At 37.2% G+C, this 15,688-nt stretch carries 15 protein-coding genes; 14 read left to right on the plus strand and 1 reads right to left on the minus strand.

Annotated features, from left to right (window positions below; translation table 11 throughout):
• The first annotated feature begins 6 nt into the window (after positions 1–6).
• From fmt to spoVM, 9 genes are all read left to right on the plus strand, one after another.
• Positions 7–951: a methionyl-tRNA formyltransferase gene (gene fmt / locus AC0IXC_RS12530; RefSeq protein WP_002014498.1), complete on the plus strand. Its 945-nt coding sequence runs from the start codon at positions 7–9 to the stop codon at positions 949–951.
• Entirely contained in the window at positions 948–2,282 is a 1,335-nt protein-coding gene (gene rsmB, locus AC0IXC_RS12535) for a 16S rRNA (cytosine(967)-C(5))-methyltransferase RsmB (RefSeq protein WP_002128834.1), read from the plus strand. Before fmt ends, rsmB begins: the two co-directional genes overlap by 4 nt.
• A gap of 4 nt (positions 2,283–2,286) precedes the next feature.
• On the plus strand, positions 2,287–3,375 hold the full coding sequence (gene rlmN, locus AC0IXC_RS12540; protein WP_002014500.1) for a dual-specificity RNA methyltransferase RlmN: 1,089 nt from the start codon (positions 2,287–2,289) through the stop codon (positions 3,373–3,375).
• 4 nt (positions 3,376–3,379) lie between these two features.
• Positions 3,380–4,132 carry a Stp1/IreP family PP2C-type Ser/Thr phosphatase gene (locus AC0IXC_RS12545; RefSeq protein WP_002014501.1) on the plus strand — a complete coding sequence of 251 codons (753 nt, stop codon included), beginning with the start codon at positions 3,380–3,382 and terminating at the stop codon, positions 4,130–4,132.
• An 8-nt stretch (positions 4,133–4,140) separates the two neighbouring features.
• Positions 4,141–6,114, plus strand: a complete 1,974-nt coding sequence (gene pknB, locus AC0IXC_RS12550) for a Stk1 family PASTA domain-containing Ser/Thr kinase (protein WP_088034475.1) — start codon at positions 4,141–4,143, stop codon at positions 6,112–6,114.
• A gap of 270 nt (positions 6,115–6,384) precedes the next feature.
• Positions 6,385–7,266 carry a ribosome small subunit-dependent GTPase A gene (gene rsgA, locus AC0IXC_RS12555; protein ID WP_002014503.1) on the plus strand — a complete coding sequence of 294 codons (882 nt, stop codon included), beginning with the start codon at positions 6,385–6,387 and terminating at the stop codon, positions 7,264–7,266.
• Between the two features lie 2 nt (positions 7,267–7,268).
• The gene (rpe, locus tag AC0IXC_RS12560) at positions 7,269–7,913 is read left to right on the plus strand and encodes a ribulose-phosphate 3-epimerase (RefSeq protein ID WP_002014505.1); all 645 of its coding nucleotides are present in this window, start codon (positions 7,269–7,271) and stop codon (positions 7,911–7,913) included.
• 100 nt (positions 7,914–8,013) lie between these two features.
• On the plus strand, positions 8,014–8,694 hold the full coding sequence (locus tag AC0IXC_RS12565) for a thiamine diphosphokinase (protein WP_002014506.1): 681 nt from the start codon (positions 8,014–8,016) through the stop codon (positions 8,692–8,694).
• A gap of 66 nt (positions 8,695–8,760) precedes the next feature.
• Positions 8,761–8,841, plus strand: a complete 81-nt coding sequence (spoVM, locus tag AC0IXC_RS12570) for a stage V sporulation protein SpoVM (protein ID WP_001213599.1) — start codon at positions 8,761–8,763, stop codon at positions 8,839–8,841.
• A 73-nt stretch (positions 8,842–8,914) separates the two neighbouring features.
• Here spoVM and rpmB read toward each other — a convergent pair whose 3' ends face one another.
• The gene (gene rpmB, locus AC0IXC_RS12575; RefSeq protein ID WP_000124776.1) at positions 8,915–9,103 is read right to left on the minus strand and encodes a 50S ribosomal protein L28; all 189 of its coding nucleotides are present in this window, start codon (positions 9,101–9,103) and stop codon (positions 8,915–8,917) included.
• Positions 9,104–9,481: 378 nt separating this feature from the next.
• Between rpmB and AC0IXC_RS12580 the strand changes: the two genes are divergently transcribed.
• The 5 genes from AC0IXC_RS12580 to plsX all read left to right on the plus strand — a co-directional run bounded on the left by AC0IXC_RS12580 (position 9,482) and on the right by plsX (position 15,687).
• Entirely contained in the window at positions 9,482–9,844 is a 363-nt protein-coding gene (locus AC0IXC_RS12580; protein WP_002014507.1) for an Asp23/Gls24 family envelope stress response protein, read from the plus strand.
• A gap of 22 nt (positions 9,845–9,866) precedes the next feature.
• Positions 9,867–11,543, plus strand: coding sequence for a DAK2 domain-containing protein (locus AC0IXC_RS12585; RefSeq protein WP_002033789.1), 1,677 nt, complete (start codon positions 9,867–9,869; stop codon positions 11,541–11,543).
• A 424-nt stretch (positions 11,544–11,967) separates the two neighbouring features.
• On the plus strand, positions 11,968–14,016 hold the full coding sequence (recG, locus tag AC0IXC_RS12590) for an ATP-dependent DNA helicase RecG (RefSeq protein ID WP_002014510.1): 2,049 nt from the start codon (positions 11,968–11,970) through the stop codon (positions 14,014–14,016).
• Positions 14,017–14,104: 88 nt separating this feature from the next.
• Positions 14,105–14,698: a transcription factor FapR gene (gene fapR / locus AC0IXC_RS12595; protein WP_000747354.1), complete on the plus strand. Its 594-nt coding sequence runs from the start codon at positions 14,105–14,107 to the stop codon at positions 14,696–14,698.
• Positions 14,695–15,687 carry a phosphate acyltransferase PlsX gene (gene plsX / locus AC0IXC_RS12600; protein WP_002128828.1) on the plus strand — a complete coding sequence of 331 codons (993 nt, stop codon included), beginning with the start codon at positions 14,695–14,697 and terminating at the stop codon, positions 15,685–15,687. Before fapR ends, plsX begins: the two co-directional genes overlap by 4 nt.
• The last annotated feature ends 1 nt before the right edge of the window (position 15,688 follow it).

Raw genomic sequence — 15,688 nt, forward strand, 5'->3', positions numbered from 1 at the left:
TTTTGAATGATGAAAGTAGTATTTATGGGGACACCGGACTTTTCTGTGCCGGTGCTTCGTCGTCTTATCGAGGACGGATATGACGTAGTTGGTGTTGTAACGCAACCTGATCGTCCAGTTGGTAGAAAAAAGGTTTTAACACCTACTCCTGTTAAAGTAGAAGCGGAGAAACATGGTATTCCAGTAGTACAGCCGTTAAAAATTCGTGAAAAAGACGAATATGAAAAAGTATTAGCACTAGAGCCAGACTTAATTGTAACAGCAGCATTTGGACAAATCGTACCGAATGAAATTTTAGAAGCGCCAAAGTATGGATGTATTAATGTCCACGCATCATTACTTCCAGAACTTCGCGGTGGTGCACCAATTCATTATGCGATCATGGAAGGTAAAGAGAAAACAGGTATTACAATTATGTATATGGTAGAAAAATTAGATGCGGGCGATATATTAACGCAAGTAGAAGTAGAAATTGAAGAGCGTGAAACAACAGGTTCATTATTTGATAAGTTAAGCGAAGCAGGAGCACACCTTTTATCTAAAACGGTTCCTTTACTAATTCAGGGTAAACTAGAACCAATTAAACAAAGTGAAGCTGAAGTGACGTTTGCATATAATATAAAACGTGAGCAAGAGATAATTGATTGGACAAAAACAGGTGAAGAAGTATACAATCACATTCGCGGATTGAATCCATGGCCAGTTGCTTATACGACTTTGGCAGGACAAGTTATTAAAGTATGGTGGGGAGAGAAGGTCTCTATTACAGAGAAAGCTGAACCAGGTACAATAGTAGCTCTTGAAGAAGATGGGTTTGTTGTTGCAACAGGGAACGAGACAGGCGTTAAAATCACTGAATTGCAACCATCTGGTAAAAAGCGTATGAGTTGTTCACAATTTTTACGTGGAACAAAACCTGAAATTGGTACGAAGTTAGGAGAAAATGCATGAGACAAAATGTTCGTGAGTTAGCTCTGGATGGCTTAATTCAAGTAGAAAAAAGTGGTGCATATAGCAACTTACTTTTAAATAATTTGATTGAAAAAAATACAATTGACAGAAAAGATATTGGTTTATTAACTGAAATGGTATATGGAACAATTCAACGTCGTGACACACTAGATTATTATTTACAACCATTTTTAAGAAAAAAGGTTGAAGCGTGGGTAAGAGTGTTGCTTCGCCTATCTCTATATCAAATGCTATATTTAGACCGAGTTCCAGAAAGAGCGGCTATTCATGAAGCAGTTGAGATTGCAAAGCGTCGTGGGCATAAAGGGATTTCAGGCATGGTGAACGGAGTATTGCGTTCGATTCAGCGAGAAGGTGTACCTTCGTTAGAAGAAATCGAAAATCCAGTAGAACGACTTGCGATTGCAACGAGTCATCCAATGTGGCTTGTACAAGAATGGGCATCCGAATATGGTTTAGAGACAGCAGAGAAAATGTGTGAAGTAAATATGTTGCCACCTGTACCAACAGCACGTGTAAATGTTGATAAAGTAACGGTAGAAGAAGCGGTTGCGTTATTAGCTGATGAGGGTATAGAAGCAAAACGTGGCGAATTGTCAGAGGATGCAATTCAAATTGAAAGAGGAAATGTCGCACATACAGAAGCGTTCAAAAAAGGTTTCCTTTCTATTCAAGATGAAAGCTCAATGCTTGTAGCACGTGCTTTAGAACCGAATAAAGGAGATACAGTTCTAGATAGTTGTGCTGCTCCTGGCGGAAAAACAACTCATATTGCAGAGCGTTTGGACGGAACTGGTAAGGTAATGTCGCTTGATTTACACGCACATAAAGTACGTTTAATTGAACAACAGGCGAAGAGACTTGGTTTAGAAAATGTAGAAACGATGGCTTTAGATGCTAGAAAAGTTCAAGAGCATTTTGCAAATGAATCTTTTGACAAAATATTAGTAGATGCACCATGTTCTGGATTTGGTGTTATTAGACGTAAACCTGATATTAAGTTAGGTAAAGATAAGGGCGATAGTGAAAGGTTATCAACGATTCAACTTGCGATACTAGAAAAAATAGCACCATTGTTAAAACAAGGTGGTCGCCTTGTTTATAGTACGTGCACAATTGAAAAAATAGAAAATGAACAAGTAATAAAGCAATTTTTACAAGAGCATCCTGAATTTGAATGGGATACTACGATAAAAGATCGCATGCCAGAAAAGTTAAATCCGTATATTGATGAAGGTCAAGTACGAATTTTACCGCATTATTTTGCAACAGATGGCTTTTATATTGCTTGTTTAAGAAAGAAGGTGTAGCATCATGGAAACGACTGTAAAAAAACAAAAGAAAAATCTAGAAACAAAGAAACCATCAATTTATTCTTTACAACTTCATGAAATGCAAGATTGGTTAAAGGAACAAGGAGAACCTAAGTTCCGTGCAGGACAAATTTTTGATTGGCTATATAAAAAACGTGTAAAAAATTATGAGGATATGTCAAACCTTGCTAAAGGATTGCGCGATAAATTGTCGAATTCCTTTGATATTACTACTTTAAACACTTTAGTAAAACAAACGTCTTCGGATGGAACGATTAAATTCCTATTCCAGTTATACGATGGATACTCTATTGAAACTGTACTAATGCGACATGAATATGGAAATTCCATTTGTGTAACAACACAGGTGGGTTGCCGCATTGGCTGTACGTTCTGTGCTTCTACACTTGGTGGGTTAAAACGAAACTTAGAGGCTGGAGAAATTGTAGCGCAAGTAGTAGAAGTTCAGCGTGCGCTTGATGAAACAGAAGAACGTGTAAGTTCTCTTGTTGTTATGGGAATTGGAGAACCATTTGATAATTATGATAACTTAATGTCATTCTTACGCATTGTAAATCATGAAAAAGGAATTCATATTGGTGCAAGACATATGACAGTTTCAACAAGTGGAATTGTTCCAAAAATTTATAAGTTCGCTGAAGAAGATATGCAAATTAATTTTGCGATTTCATTGCATGCTGCAAATACAGAGATACGTTCAAAATTAATGCCGATCAACCGTGCTTATAAGCTACCTGATTTAATGGAAGCTGTTAAATACTATGTAAATAGAACAGGGCGTCGTATTACATTTGAATATGGCTTATTTGGAGGAGAAAATGACCAAGTTGAGCACGCTGAAGAACTTGCTGCGCTCTTAAAAGGTGTAAAATGTCATGTAAACTTAATTCCGGTAAACTACGTGCCAGAACGTGATTATGTACGTACGCCACGAGAGCAAATTTTCTTATTTGAAAAGACGCTAAAAGATCGTGGAGTGAATGTAACCATTCGCCGTGAACAAGGTCATGATATTGATGCAGCCTGCGGTCAGTTGCGTGCAAAGGAGCGCAAAGAAGAGACGAGGTGACTAGATGAAAGCCGTGTTTCTATCGGATAAAGGAAAAGTTCGTCAACATAATGAAGATAGTGCAGGAGTTTTTCGCAATTTAGATGGAAATATTTTAGCGGTAGTAGCAGATGGAATGGGAGGTCATCGAGCTGGCGATGTAGCTAGCTCGATGGCTATTCAATTATTCCATGATTATTGGAAGCAAACGCATAATATGAATGAGCCTAAAAAGGTAGAAAAGTGGTTACATACTAACGTTGGAATTATTAATGAGCGCATATATGCTTACTCTAAGCAGCATGCAGAATGTAATGGCATGGGAACAACACTTATAATAGCCATTTGTACATCGAATTTTGTGACGATAGGTCATATAGGAGATAGTCGGTGTTATATGGTATCAGAGGGGAAAATGACGCTTGTAACGGAAGATCATTCGCTTGTAAATGAACTTGTGAGACATGGCGAAATTTCAAAGGAAGATGCAGAATATCACCCGAAAAAGAATGTTTTGTTAAGAGCATTAGGAAATGAAGAAACAGTTGGATTAGATGTTAAAACATTGGTGCTTGAAGAAGATGATCAATTACTTCTTTGCTCGGATGGATTGTCTAACAAAGTTTCTATTGCTGATATGCAACAAATTTTACAATTGAATGAACAGCTCGAGGCGAAGGGAGAGCATCTCATTCAATTAGCAAATGATCGTGGTGGAGAAGATAATATTACCCTCGTTATTATTGATTATACGGATTCGACAAACGAAAGTAGGTGAAGTGCAACGTGCTGATTGGAAAACGCTTAAATGACCGTTATAAGCTGCTGAAAATGATTGGCGGTGGAGGAATGGCCAATGTATATTTAGCTCATGATGATATACTCGGCCGAGATGTAGCGGTAAAAATATTAAGACTCGACTATTCAAATAATGAAGAGTTTATTAAACGTTTCCATCGAGAAGCGCAATCTGTTACAACGTTGTCGCATCCAAATATTGTGAATATGTATGATGTTGGGGAAGAGGATGATATATATTATCTTGTAATGGAATATGTACCTGGACGAACATTGAAGCAATACATAATTGATCGAGGGATGTTACCGATAGGAGAGGCTCTTGATATAATGGAGCAGTTAACGTCCGCTATGGCACACGCCCATCATTTTGAGATTGTACATCGTGATATTAAACCGCACAATATTTTGATTCGAGATGACGGAGTGGTCAAAGTAACAGACTTTGGAATTGCGACAGCTACAAGTGCAGCAACGATTACACATACAAATTCGGTGCTCGGTTCGGTGCATTATTTATCACCAGAACAAGCGCGCGGCGGTATAGCGAATAAACAATCAGATATTTATTCACTTGGGATTGTTATGTTTGAATTGTTAACAGGAAGACAACCGTTTTCTGGTGAATCTGCTGTTGCAATTGCGTTAAAACATTTACAAAATGAAATGCCATCTCCAAAAAGATGGAATGAAAATATTCCACAAAGTGTTGAAAATATTATATTAAAGGCAACTGCGAAAGATCCGTTCCATCGATATCAATCTGCTAACGCGATGAAACGAGATATTGAAACAGCACTATACCCAGAACGAATAAATGAACAACCATTTTACATACCAGAAGATATGGAAGCAACGAAAGCGATTCCAATTATTCAACAAGAACAACTATTTCAAAATGTAAGTGATGAAACGATTGTATTAAAAGGAAGTAAAGTGGATGAACAAGTAAGAAAAGAAGAGACCAAATCAGGTAAGAAGAAAAAGCGAAATAATAAATGGCTGAAAGTTTTAATTACAACATTTTTACTTTTAGCGATAGGGATAACATTAGCACTTACTGTTATTCCAGGCTTCTTTATTCCGAAAGATGTGAAGGTTCCTGATGTGGCTGGTATGAAATATACGACAGCTGTAAATACATTGGTTGAAAAAGGTTTTGAAGTTACTGAACCTAATCTTGTATATACAGATGATGTTGAAGCCGGAAACGTGATAAAAACAGATCCTATAGCAGGAAGAGTAGTGAAAGAAAACTCTAAAATTACTATCTATCAATCAGGTGGGAAAAAGAAAAGTAAGATGCGTGATTTGACAGGAAAAGATTTCGAGAGTATAAGAGCTGAGTTAGAAGAAAAATATAAACAAGTTACAATAAATTATATTGAAAATGATAAGCCGAAAGGTGAAATTGTAGAGCAAATACCAACGCCTGATCAAATGGTTATAGAGACAGAACAAGAGCTGAAAATTTGGGTAAGTAAAGGACCTTATCAAATAAGACCAGGTGATTTTTCAGGATGGACTGAAAATAGTGTAAAAGGTTATTTAAATGAAAGAAAGCTTGTTTCTGATATACAAAGAGAGTATTCAGATAAGGTTGATAAAGGTCTTGTTATTTCACAGTTACCAAAGCCTGGGACACCTTTAAAAGAAGGAGATAAAGTATCGATTGTTATCTCCGATGGTCCGAAGCCTAAAGTGACGAAAACGGTAAAAGTGGATAACATTTCTATCCCATATGAAGCTTCTGCAACAGGTGAGAAAAAGCCGCAAACAATAGAAATTTATAAAGAAGATATGCAGCAAAAAATGGATAAACCAGTTGAAACGAGAACAATTACTGAGTCAGCGATTATTTCTTTAGAATTTGTAATTCAAGAAGGTGCAAAGGGACACTATAAAATTGTCCGAGATGGAGTAACGATTATGGACAAGGAAGTACCATATCCAGCTCAATAATAGGGAATTCCATCGTCCTTATATGGAAGATGGAATTTATTACTCTTGCCTGTTATGCTGTCTACATCGTGGACTGTATAACAGGCAAAAATATATGATTCAAAAAGCTGTAAAAGTGATACTGTTGTAAATAATATTTCAAATTTGATGGTAGATTAAATATATGAACCTGGATATATATTTGGTGGGCTTTGAACTAATTGTTTACAGAACGCTAGTCTATTCATATTTAATTGCAGTTTCATTTTATACAAAATAAAGGAGAATTATATGCCAGAAGGAAAAATTGTAAAAGCTCTAAGTGGGTTTTATTATGTGCAGAATGAGGAAGGGATTACACAATGTCGTGGGCGTGGTGTATTTAGAAAGAATAAAATTACGCCACTTGTAGGAGACCAAGTTGTTTTTCAAGCGGATAATCCGAATGAAGGTTATGTGTTAGAAGTATTTGATCGGAAAAATGAACTTGTTAGACCTCCTATTGCTAATGTTGATCAAGCTATTCTTGTTTTCTCTGCGGTAGAACCAGATTTTAATCCAGGACTGTTAGATCGATTTTTAGTATTAATTGAATATCATAACATTAAACCAATTATTTGTATTAGTAAGATGGATTTAGTAGATGAAAAAATGAGAGAAACTGTTGAATCTTATGCAAATGATTATCGTGAAATGGGTTATGATGTGTTGTTTACTTCTATAAATACATCGGAAAGTATTGATATTCTGAAACCATTTTTAGAAGGTTGTATTTCCGTCGTTGCAGGCCAATCTGGTGTTGGGAAATCTTCAATGCTAAACGTATTACGTCCAGATTTAGAATTGAAAACTAATGATATTTCTTCACATTTAGGACGTGGAAAGCATACGACAAGACACGTAGAATTAATTACAGTTGGAAGCGGACTTGTTGCGGATACACCTGGTTTTAGTTCGCTTGATTTCATAGATATAGAGGTAGAAGATCTTACATATTGTTTTCCAGAGTTGAAAGAAGCGAGCCAATACTGTAAATTTAGAGGGTGTACACACCTTGCTGAACCGAAATGTGCGGTGAAAGCTGCGGTTGAAGAAGGAAAGATTACCGAATATCGTTATAAGAATTACAAACAATTCGTAGAAGAAATTAGAGAGAGAAAGCCGAGGTATTAGTCATGATTAAAATTGCACCATCGATTCTATCAGCAGATTTTTCAAGATTAGGGGAAGAGATTAAAGATGTAGAAAAAGGCGGAGCTGACTACATTCACGTCGATGTAATGGATGGGCATTTCGTACCAAATATTACGATTGGACCATTAATTGTAGAAGCAATCCGTCCTATTACATCATTACCGTTAGATGTACATTTAATGATTGAAAATCCTGATAACTATATCCCAACTTTCGCAAAAGCGGGAGCGGATATTATTACTGTTCATGTAGAAGCGTGTCCCCATTTACATCGTACAATTCAGTTAATTAAATCTCATGACATTAAAGCAGGGGTTGTATTAAATCCGCATACTCCAGTTTCAACGATTGAGCATGTATTAGAAGATATAGACATGGTATTACTTATGACAGTAAATCCTGGATTTGGCGGGCAGAAGTTTATTCATTCTGTATTACCGAAAATCAAACAAGTTGCAGAAATGGTTAAAGAGCGAAATCTAGAAGTGGAAATTGAAGTTGATGGTGGTGTCAACGCTGAAACGGCAAGACTTTGTATTGAAGCAGGAGCGAATGTTCTTGTAGCGGGATCAGCAGTATACAATCAAAAAGACCGCGGTGAAGCAATTCGTGTAATTCGCGGATAAAGAATGAACGAACCTTTATCCTAGTGAAGCTTCTAGTTCATTAAGACTTCACTATTTATACATGTTAGAGTGGCAAATAAGGAGAAAGGCAATCTACCGAATGGCAGATTGCCTTTTTACAATAGAAGGGGAAGGAAAAATGATTATTCATATTTTAGCGGGAGGACCTGCAGAATACTGCGCAGATTTTTCGCGGTATGAAAATGAAGAAGTAGTTTGGGCGGCCGTTGATAGAGGAGTGTACCGTTTGTTGAAAAGAGGAATCACTCCGGCTGTTGCGTTTGGGGATTATGATTCAGTTACTGATGAGGAATTAGCATGGATGAGGCAACAAACAAATGAATTACATATCGTCCCGCGAGAAAAAGATCAAACAGATTTAGAAATTGCAATTAGCTGGGCTTTAGAACAGAAACCAAAATTAATTCGTATTTTTGGTGCTACTGGTGGAAGACTTGATCATGGTTTAGCAAATATTCAGATGCTTTTAAAGGGATTAGAAGTAAATATAGAAATGTGTATTGTGGACAATAAAAATGAAATAATGGTGAAAAAGTTTGGTATGTATATAATTGAAGGAAACGAACATTTTCCATACGTATCATTTGTACCAGTTACTGAAAGGGTAGAAGGTATTACACTTCACGGTTTTAAGTATCCCCTTACTAATAAAACAATAGAGTGGGGATCGACACTTTGTATTAGTAATGAACTCGTTGAGGAAAAAGGTACTTTTTCATTCACTTCTGGCATATTAATGATGATAAGAAGCACTGATTGAAGAAACAATTTTGCTCCTTGCATCATATAGTGAACAAGTGGAGTAATGGGGATTAGGAGGGAAACCATGAGATTTTATACAATTAAGTTACCTAAATTTCTTGGTGGAATTGTTCGTGCGATGTTAAATACCTTCAAAAAAGACTAAAAAAAGCACCTATTACCGGTGCTTTTTCCAATGGTATAATAAAAAAAGAGCCTAGCGGCTCTTTTTTTTATTATTAAACACGTTCGATTTTGCCAGATTTTAATGCTCTAGCAGAAACGTAAACACGTTGAACTTTTCCGTCGATGCGTACGCGAACTTTTTGAAGGTTAGCGCCCCATTTACGTTTTGTAGCGTTCATTGCGTGAGAACGAGAGTTACCAGAACGAGCTTTTCTTCCAGTGATAGCACAAACACGAGCCATTTATATTTCCCTCCCTTAACTACCGTAACATACGTAATTTTTCAATATTAGTCTTTTATGCGATGCTAAAAACACTACTATAATTTAACACAACTAAAAAGAGAATGCAACACCGTAGGAAAAAGAAATCAAGAAAAAATACTTGACACTATATGTCAATGAAGAAAAGGTGAAATCAAGAAAAATTGCTTGACATATTATAGTGGTACATGTTGTATAATAACAATGGACTATTTTGCTCATCATAAAAAAATGTAATTTAAAACATAAAATATGAGAGTGAAAAAGAAAGAACGATGGAATTTTCTTTAAAAAGATTATATGATAGTAACTAAAGTAGTCTAGCTCACTTTCACCATTTATGAAGGGGGAAACGAGATGTCAATTGAAATTAAAACGAAGTACGGTCAAATTGATATTAGTACAGATGTAATTGCAACAATTGCTGGAGGTGCCGCAGTAGATTGCTACGGTATCGTAGGTATGGCATCAAAAAATCAGTTAAAAGATGGATTAACAGAAATTTTACGAAAAGAAAACTTCACTAGAGGCGTTATTGTTCGTAAAAATGAAGATGAAGTACATATTGATATGTATATTATTGTGAGCTATGGTACGAAAATTTCAGAAGTAGCACATAACGTGCAGACTAAAGTGAAATATACATTAGATCAAACTGTAGGACTAGCAGTAGATTCTGTAAACATCTACGTACAAGGAGTTAAAGTAATAAACTTGTAATGTGCATTAAGGAGGAAAATCTGTGTCAATTCAAAAAATTGATGGAAAACGTTTATCACAAATGATCATTCAAGGAGCCAATAATTTAACAAATAATGTTCAGCTTGTTGATGCATTAAACGTATTCCCAGTTCCAGATGGCGATACCGGTACAAACATGAACTTATCAATGACTTCAGGCGCACGTGAAGTGAAAGCAAATCCTTCGCAGCATGCTGGTAAAGTCGGTGTAAGTTTAGCCAAAGGATTATTAATGGGAGCTCGTGGTAACTCTGGGGTTATTTTATCTCAGTTATTCCGTGGTTTCTCTAAATCCATTGAACAAAAAGAAGAATTAACGACAGTTGATTTTGCTGCAGCTTTAGAAGCTGGAGTAGAGGCAGCTTACAAAGCGGTTATGAAACCAATTGAAGGAACGATTTTAACGGTTGCAAGAGAAACGGGTAAATATGCAGTGACAGTTGCGAAAAAACAGCGCGACTTTGTTTTGTTTATGGAAGACGTTGTAAAAGAAGCAAACGCATCGTTAAATCGTACGCCAGATTTATTACCTGTATTAAAACAAGTTGGCGTTGTAGATAGCGGTGGTAAAGGTCTTGTTGTTGTATATGAAGGATTTTTAGCTGACTTAAAAGGAGAAACGATTTCTTCTGATATGCCTGCCCAACCATCTATGAATGACATGGTACGTGCAGAACATCACCGTAGTGTACAAAGCCAATTGAGTACAGAAGATATTAAGTATGGATATTGTACGGAGTTCATGGTGAAATTAGAGCCTGGAAAAATGAAGGAACATAATTTCTCTGAACAAAAATTCCGTGAAGATATTAGTGTGTACGGAGATTCACTACTTGTTGTATCGGATGATGAGGTTGTAAAGGTTCATATTCATGCGGAACATCCTGGAGATCCTATGAACTATGGACAACGTTACGGTAGTCTAATTAAGATCAAAGTAGAAAATATGCGTGAACAGCATACTGCTTTATTAGATGAACCTACCATGGTACCTGAACAAACGAATCAGCCAATAGAGAAACAACCGTATGGTATTGTAACTGTAGCTATGGGATCGGGTATTAAAACTCTATTTGAGAGCATTGGTGCAACGAAAGTTATCGAAGGTGGCCAAACGATGAATCCGAGTACGGAGGATATTGTGAAGGCGATTGAAGAGGCGAATGCTGAAAAAATCATCATCTTACCAAATAACGGGAATATCGTGATGGCAGCAGAACAAGCAGCGTCAGTTGTAGAACAAGAAGTTATTGTTATTCGTTCAAAAACAGTTCCTCAAGGTATGGCTGCAATGTTAGCATTTAATCCAGTTGGAACGCTAGAAGAGAATGAAGAAAACATGAAAGAAGCTTTAGCTCATGTGAAAACAGGTCAGATTACGTATGCTGTTCGTGATACGGAAATTGACGGTGTAGCGATTCAAAAAGATGATTTCATGTGTATTGCAGATGGGAAAATTGTATCTACAAATGCTGAGAAAGTAGGAGCTGCAAAGCAATTACTAGAAGCGCTAATTGATGAAGATTCTGAAATCGTAACGATTCTACAAGGTGAAGATGCAACAGATGAAGAAGTGGCTAAATTAGTTGCGTTTGTAGAAGAGAACTTTGAAGATGCAGAAGTAGAAGTACATGCAGGGAACCAACCGGTGTATTCTTTCATCTTCTCTGTAGAATAAGAAAAGATTCGATTTGAAAATAAATGGGTTACTTACTTGCTAATAGATAAGAAATAGTGATATGAAGTTTATTACTAGTTTTTATTCAAAAGGCTAGCATATTGATGATAGAAAAGAGCCTTGCTGCTAATAGTGAGGCTCTTTTCTTACGTATTGTACAACTTTGTTTTATCCCGCTATTTGTGGGCAGTAAAACTTCCACCCCCTATATTCGGCTGGAGCAAAGAAGTTAAGTGGGAGATTAACTGCCCGTAAGCGCCCACTGATTATAGTTTCACTTTATATAGAGGGATTAGAGTAGTTTCTCTTAGAATGCCTATGATAGAATATATAAGGTGAAAGAGAGCGATTACAGATGTCAATGATAATAATGGATAATCAATAGAATGAATCAAAGAAAATAATGTGACGGAGCGTGAGAATCTTGAATGAAGTTGTACAAGTTCCTGTTACGGATGTAAAGGGAATCGGAGGAGAAACATCTGAGTTGTTACACGAGATGGGAATTTATACAGTTTCTCATCTATTAGAACATTTTCCGTACCGCTATGAAGACTATGCGATGAAAGATCTTGCTGAAGTAAAGCATGACGAGCGTGTAACGGTTGAGGGGAAAGTTCATAGTGCTCCTTTACTGCAATATTATGGGAAGAAGAAGTCACGTCTTACAGTTCGTGTTCTCGTCGGTCGTTATTTAATTACAGCTGTATGTTTTAATAGACCATACTATAAACAAAAGTTAAATTTAGATGAAACGGTAACGATTACTGGTAAATGGGATCAGCATCGCCAAACAATTGCTGTATCAGAACTGAATTTTGGACCGGTTGTACGACAACAAGAAGTAGAACCTGTATATTCAGTGAAAGGAAAACTGACAGTAAAACAGATGCGCCGGTTTGTTGCACAAGCATTTAAGGAGTATGGAGATTCTATAGTCGAAGTGTTACCAGATGGTTTGTTAAGTCGATATAAATTATTATCACGCTATGAAGCGCTCAGAGGGTTACATTTTCCAGTGGGACAGGAAGACTTAAAGCAAGCGCGTCGCCGTTTTGTATATGAGGAGTTTTTCTTGTTTCAGTTGAAAATGCAAACATTACGGAAAATGGAAAGGGAAAACTCGAAAGGGACGAAAAAGGAAATTTCATTAGTAGAATTGCAAGAGTTTACTGATGCGCTTCCGTTTCCATTAACTGGTGCACAACGCCGGGTTGTAGATGAAATAATGAAAGATATGATATCTCCGTACCGAATGAATCGATTATTGCAAGGGGATGTAGGTTCTGGGAAAACAGTTGTTGCTGCGATTGCTCTTTATGCGGCGAAATTGGCTCATTATCAAGGTGCTTTGATGGTTCCTACAGAAATTTTAGCCGAGCAACATTATCAGTCGCTCGCGGAGACGTTTTCACATTTCGGTATGAAGGTTGAATTGCTAACAAGTTCTGTTAAAGGTGCGAGACGTCGAGAAATTTTGTCGAGATTAGAACAGGGAGAAGTAGACATCCTTGTTGGAACGCACGCTTTAATTCAAGACGAAGTTATATTTCATAGGTTAGGTCTCGTTATTACCGATGAACAGCATCGATTTGGTGTGGCGCAGCGCCGGGTTTTACGTGAGAAAGGTGAAAGTCCAGATGTATTGTTTATGACGGCGACCCCAATCCCGCGTACGTTAGCTATCACTGCATTTGGAGAGATGGACGTTTCTATTATCGACGAAATGCCAGCTGGTAGAAAGGTAATCGAAACGTACTGGGCAAAACATGATATGTTAGATCGTGTCCTCGGCTTTGTGGAGAAAGAGATAAAAAAAGGAAGACAGGCATATGTTATTTGCCCTCTTATTGAAGAGTCTGAGAAGCTTGATGTACAAAATGCTATCGACTTACATAGTATGCTGACTCATCATTATCAAGGGAAATGCCAAGTTGGATTAATGCATGGGAGACTATCATCTCAAGAAAAAGAAGAGATAATGGGACAGTTTAGTGAAAATAAAGTGCAAATTCTTGTGTCGACAACAGTTGTTGAAGTAGGCGTGAATGTACCAAATGCGACTGTTATGGTTATTTATGACGCGGAACGTTTCGGTTTATCACAGCTCCATCAGCTGAGGGGGCGTGTTGGGCGTGGTAGTGAACAATCATATTGTTTATTAATTGCGGACCCGAAATCAGAAACGGGAAAAGAAAGAATGCGCATTATGACTGAAACAAATGATGGATTTGTATTGTCAGAAAAAGATTTAGAGTTACGAGGTCCTGGGGATTTCTTTGGAAGTAAGCAAAGTGGTCTACCAGAATTTAAGGTTGCTGATATGGTACATGATTATCGGGCGTTAGAAACAGCAAGACAAGATGCAGCGATACTAGTTGATTCAGAAGCGTTTTGGCATAATGATCAGTATGCTTCGCTGCGTACTTATCTTGATGGGACAGGTGTGTTCCAGGGAGAGAAGCTCGATTAAAAGTAGTCTGCAAAAGTTTTTGTTGCATTCTACTTTTAATGATTATATACTACTTTTAGTACCTAGTCATAAAAATGGATGGTGCGGTATGAAAAAAAGAAGAAGTAAAAAAGAAAGACAAGAATTATTACAACAAACAATAGAAACGAATCCTTTTATAACGGATGAAGATTTAGCGGAAAAATTTCAAGTGAGCATACAAACTGTTCGTCTTGATCGTATGGAATTATCTATTCCTGAATTAAGAGAACGAATTAAGCATGTGGCTACAAAACAACATGAAGAAGACGTGAAATCTTTACCGTTAGAAGAGGTTGTCGGAGAAATTATTGATATAGAATTAGATAGACATGCGATTTCTATCTTTGAAGTAAAGGTAGAACATGTATTTAAAAGAAATCAAATTGCTCGTGGGCATCATTTGTTTGCACAAGCAAACTCACTAGCTGTTGCGGTTATTGATGAAGAATTAGCTTTAACTGCAAAGTCCACCATTCGATATATTCGTCCTGTAAAATTAGGAGAGCGTGTTGTTGCAAAAGTACGTGTTGAAGATGTAGAGAATGATAAAGGACGGACGGTTGTCAAAGTGCGTAGTTTTGTTGGAGAAGAACTTGTCTTTACAGGCACTTTTGAAATGTATCGATCTAGTAATTATAGTGAGGAAGGTAACAACTTATGAAAATCGCAATAGATGCAATGGGCGGCGATCATGCACCAAAGGCTGTAGTATTAGGAGCAATGAAAGCTATTAAGGAATACTCAGATTTACATATTACGTTAGTAGGGAAAGAAGAGGGAATTCGTCAATATTTAACGAGTGAAGAGCGAATTACTATACTTCATACGGACGAAAAAATTGAATCGACAGACGAACCAGTAAGAGCGGTTCGTCGAAAAAAACAAGCTTCAATGGTACTAGCGGCGCAGCAAGTAAAAGACGGCGTAGCGGATGCTTGTATATCAGCAGGTAGTACAGGAGCTTTGATGGCAGCTGGATTGTTTGTTGTTGGTCGTATGGAAGGAATTGAACGACCAGCTTTATCACCTACAATGCCAACTGTTGATGGAGAAGGGTTTGTTATGTTAGATGTTGGAGCCAACGTTGATGCAAAACCAATTCATTTATATCAATATGCAGTAATGGGCTCTGTTTACGCAGAGAAGGTAAGAGGAATTAAAAATCCACGCGTTGGACTTTTAAACGTTGGAACAGAGGATGGTAAAGGAAACGAGCTTTCAAAACAAGTCTTTGCTATGCTCAAGGATGCACCAATTAATTTCGTTGGAAACGTTGAATCAAGAGATTTATTGCAAGGTGTAGCAGACGTTGTTGTATGTGATGGTTTTACGGGTAATGTAGCGCTAAAATCATTAGAAGGAACAGCACTTGCGTTATTCTCTATGTTAAAAGAACAATTAATGAGTTCGTTTACGAGCAAATTAGCAGCAGCGGTATTAAAACCAAAACTTATGGTATTGAAAGATAAAATGGATTATTCGGAGTATGGGGGAGCGGCGTTGTTTGGATTGAAAGCTCCTGTCATTAAGGCTCACGGTTCTTCTAATGACCAATCGATATTTAGTGCGATTCGTCAAACGAGAGAAATGGTAGCGAAAGAAGTAATTCCTACAATTTCAAGTGTAATGGAGAAGGAGCCGCTTCAATAAG

This window comes from Bacillus sp. AC266 (assembly GCF_979253805.1).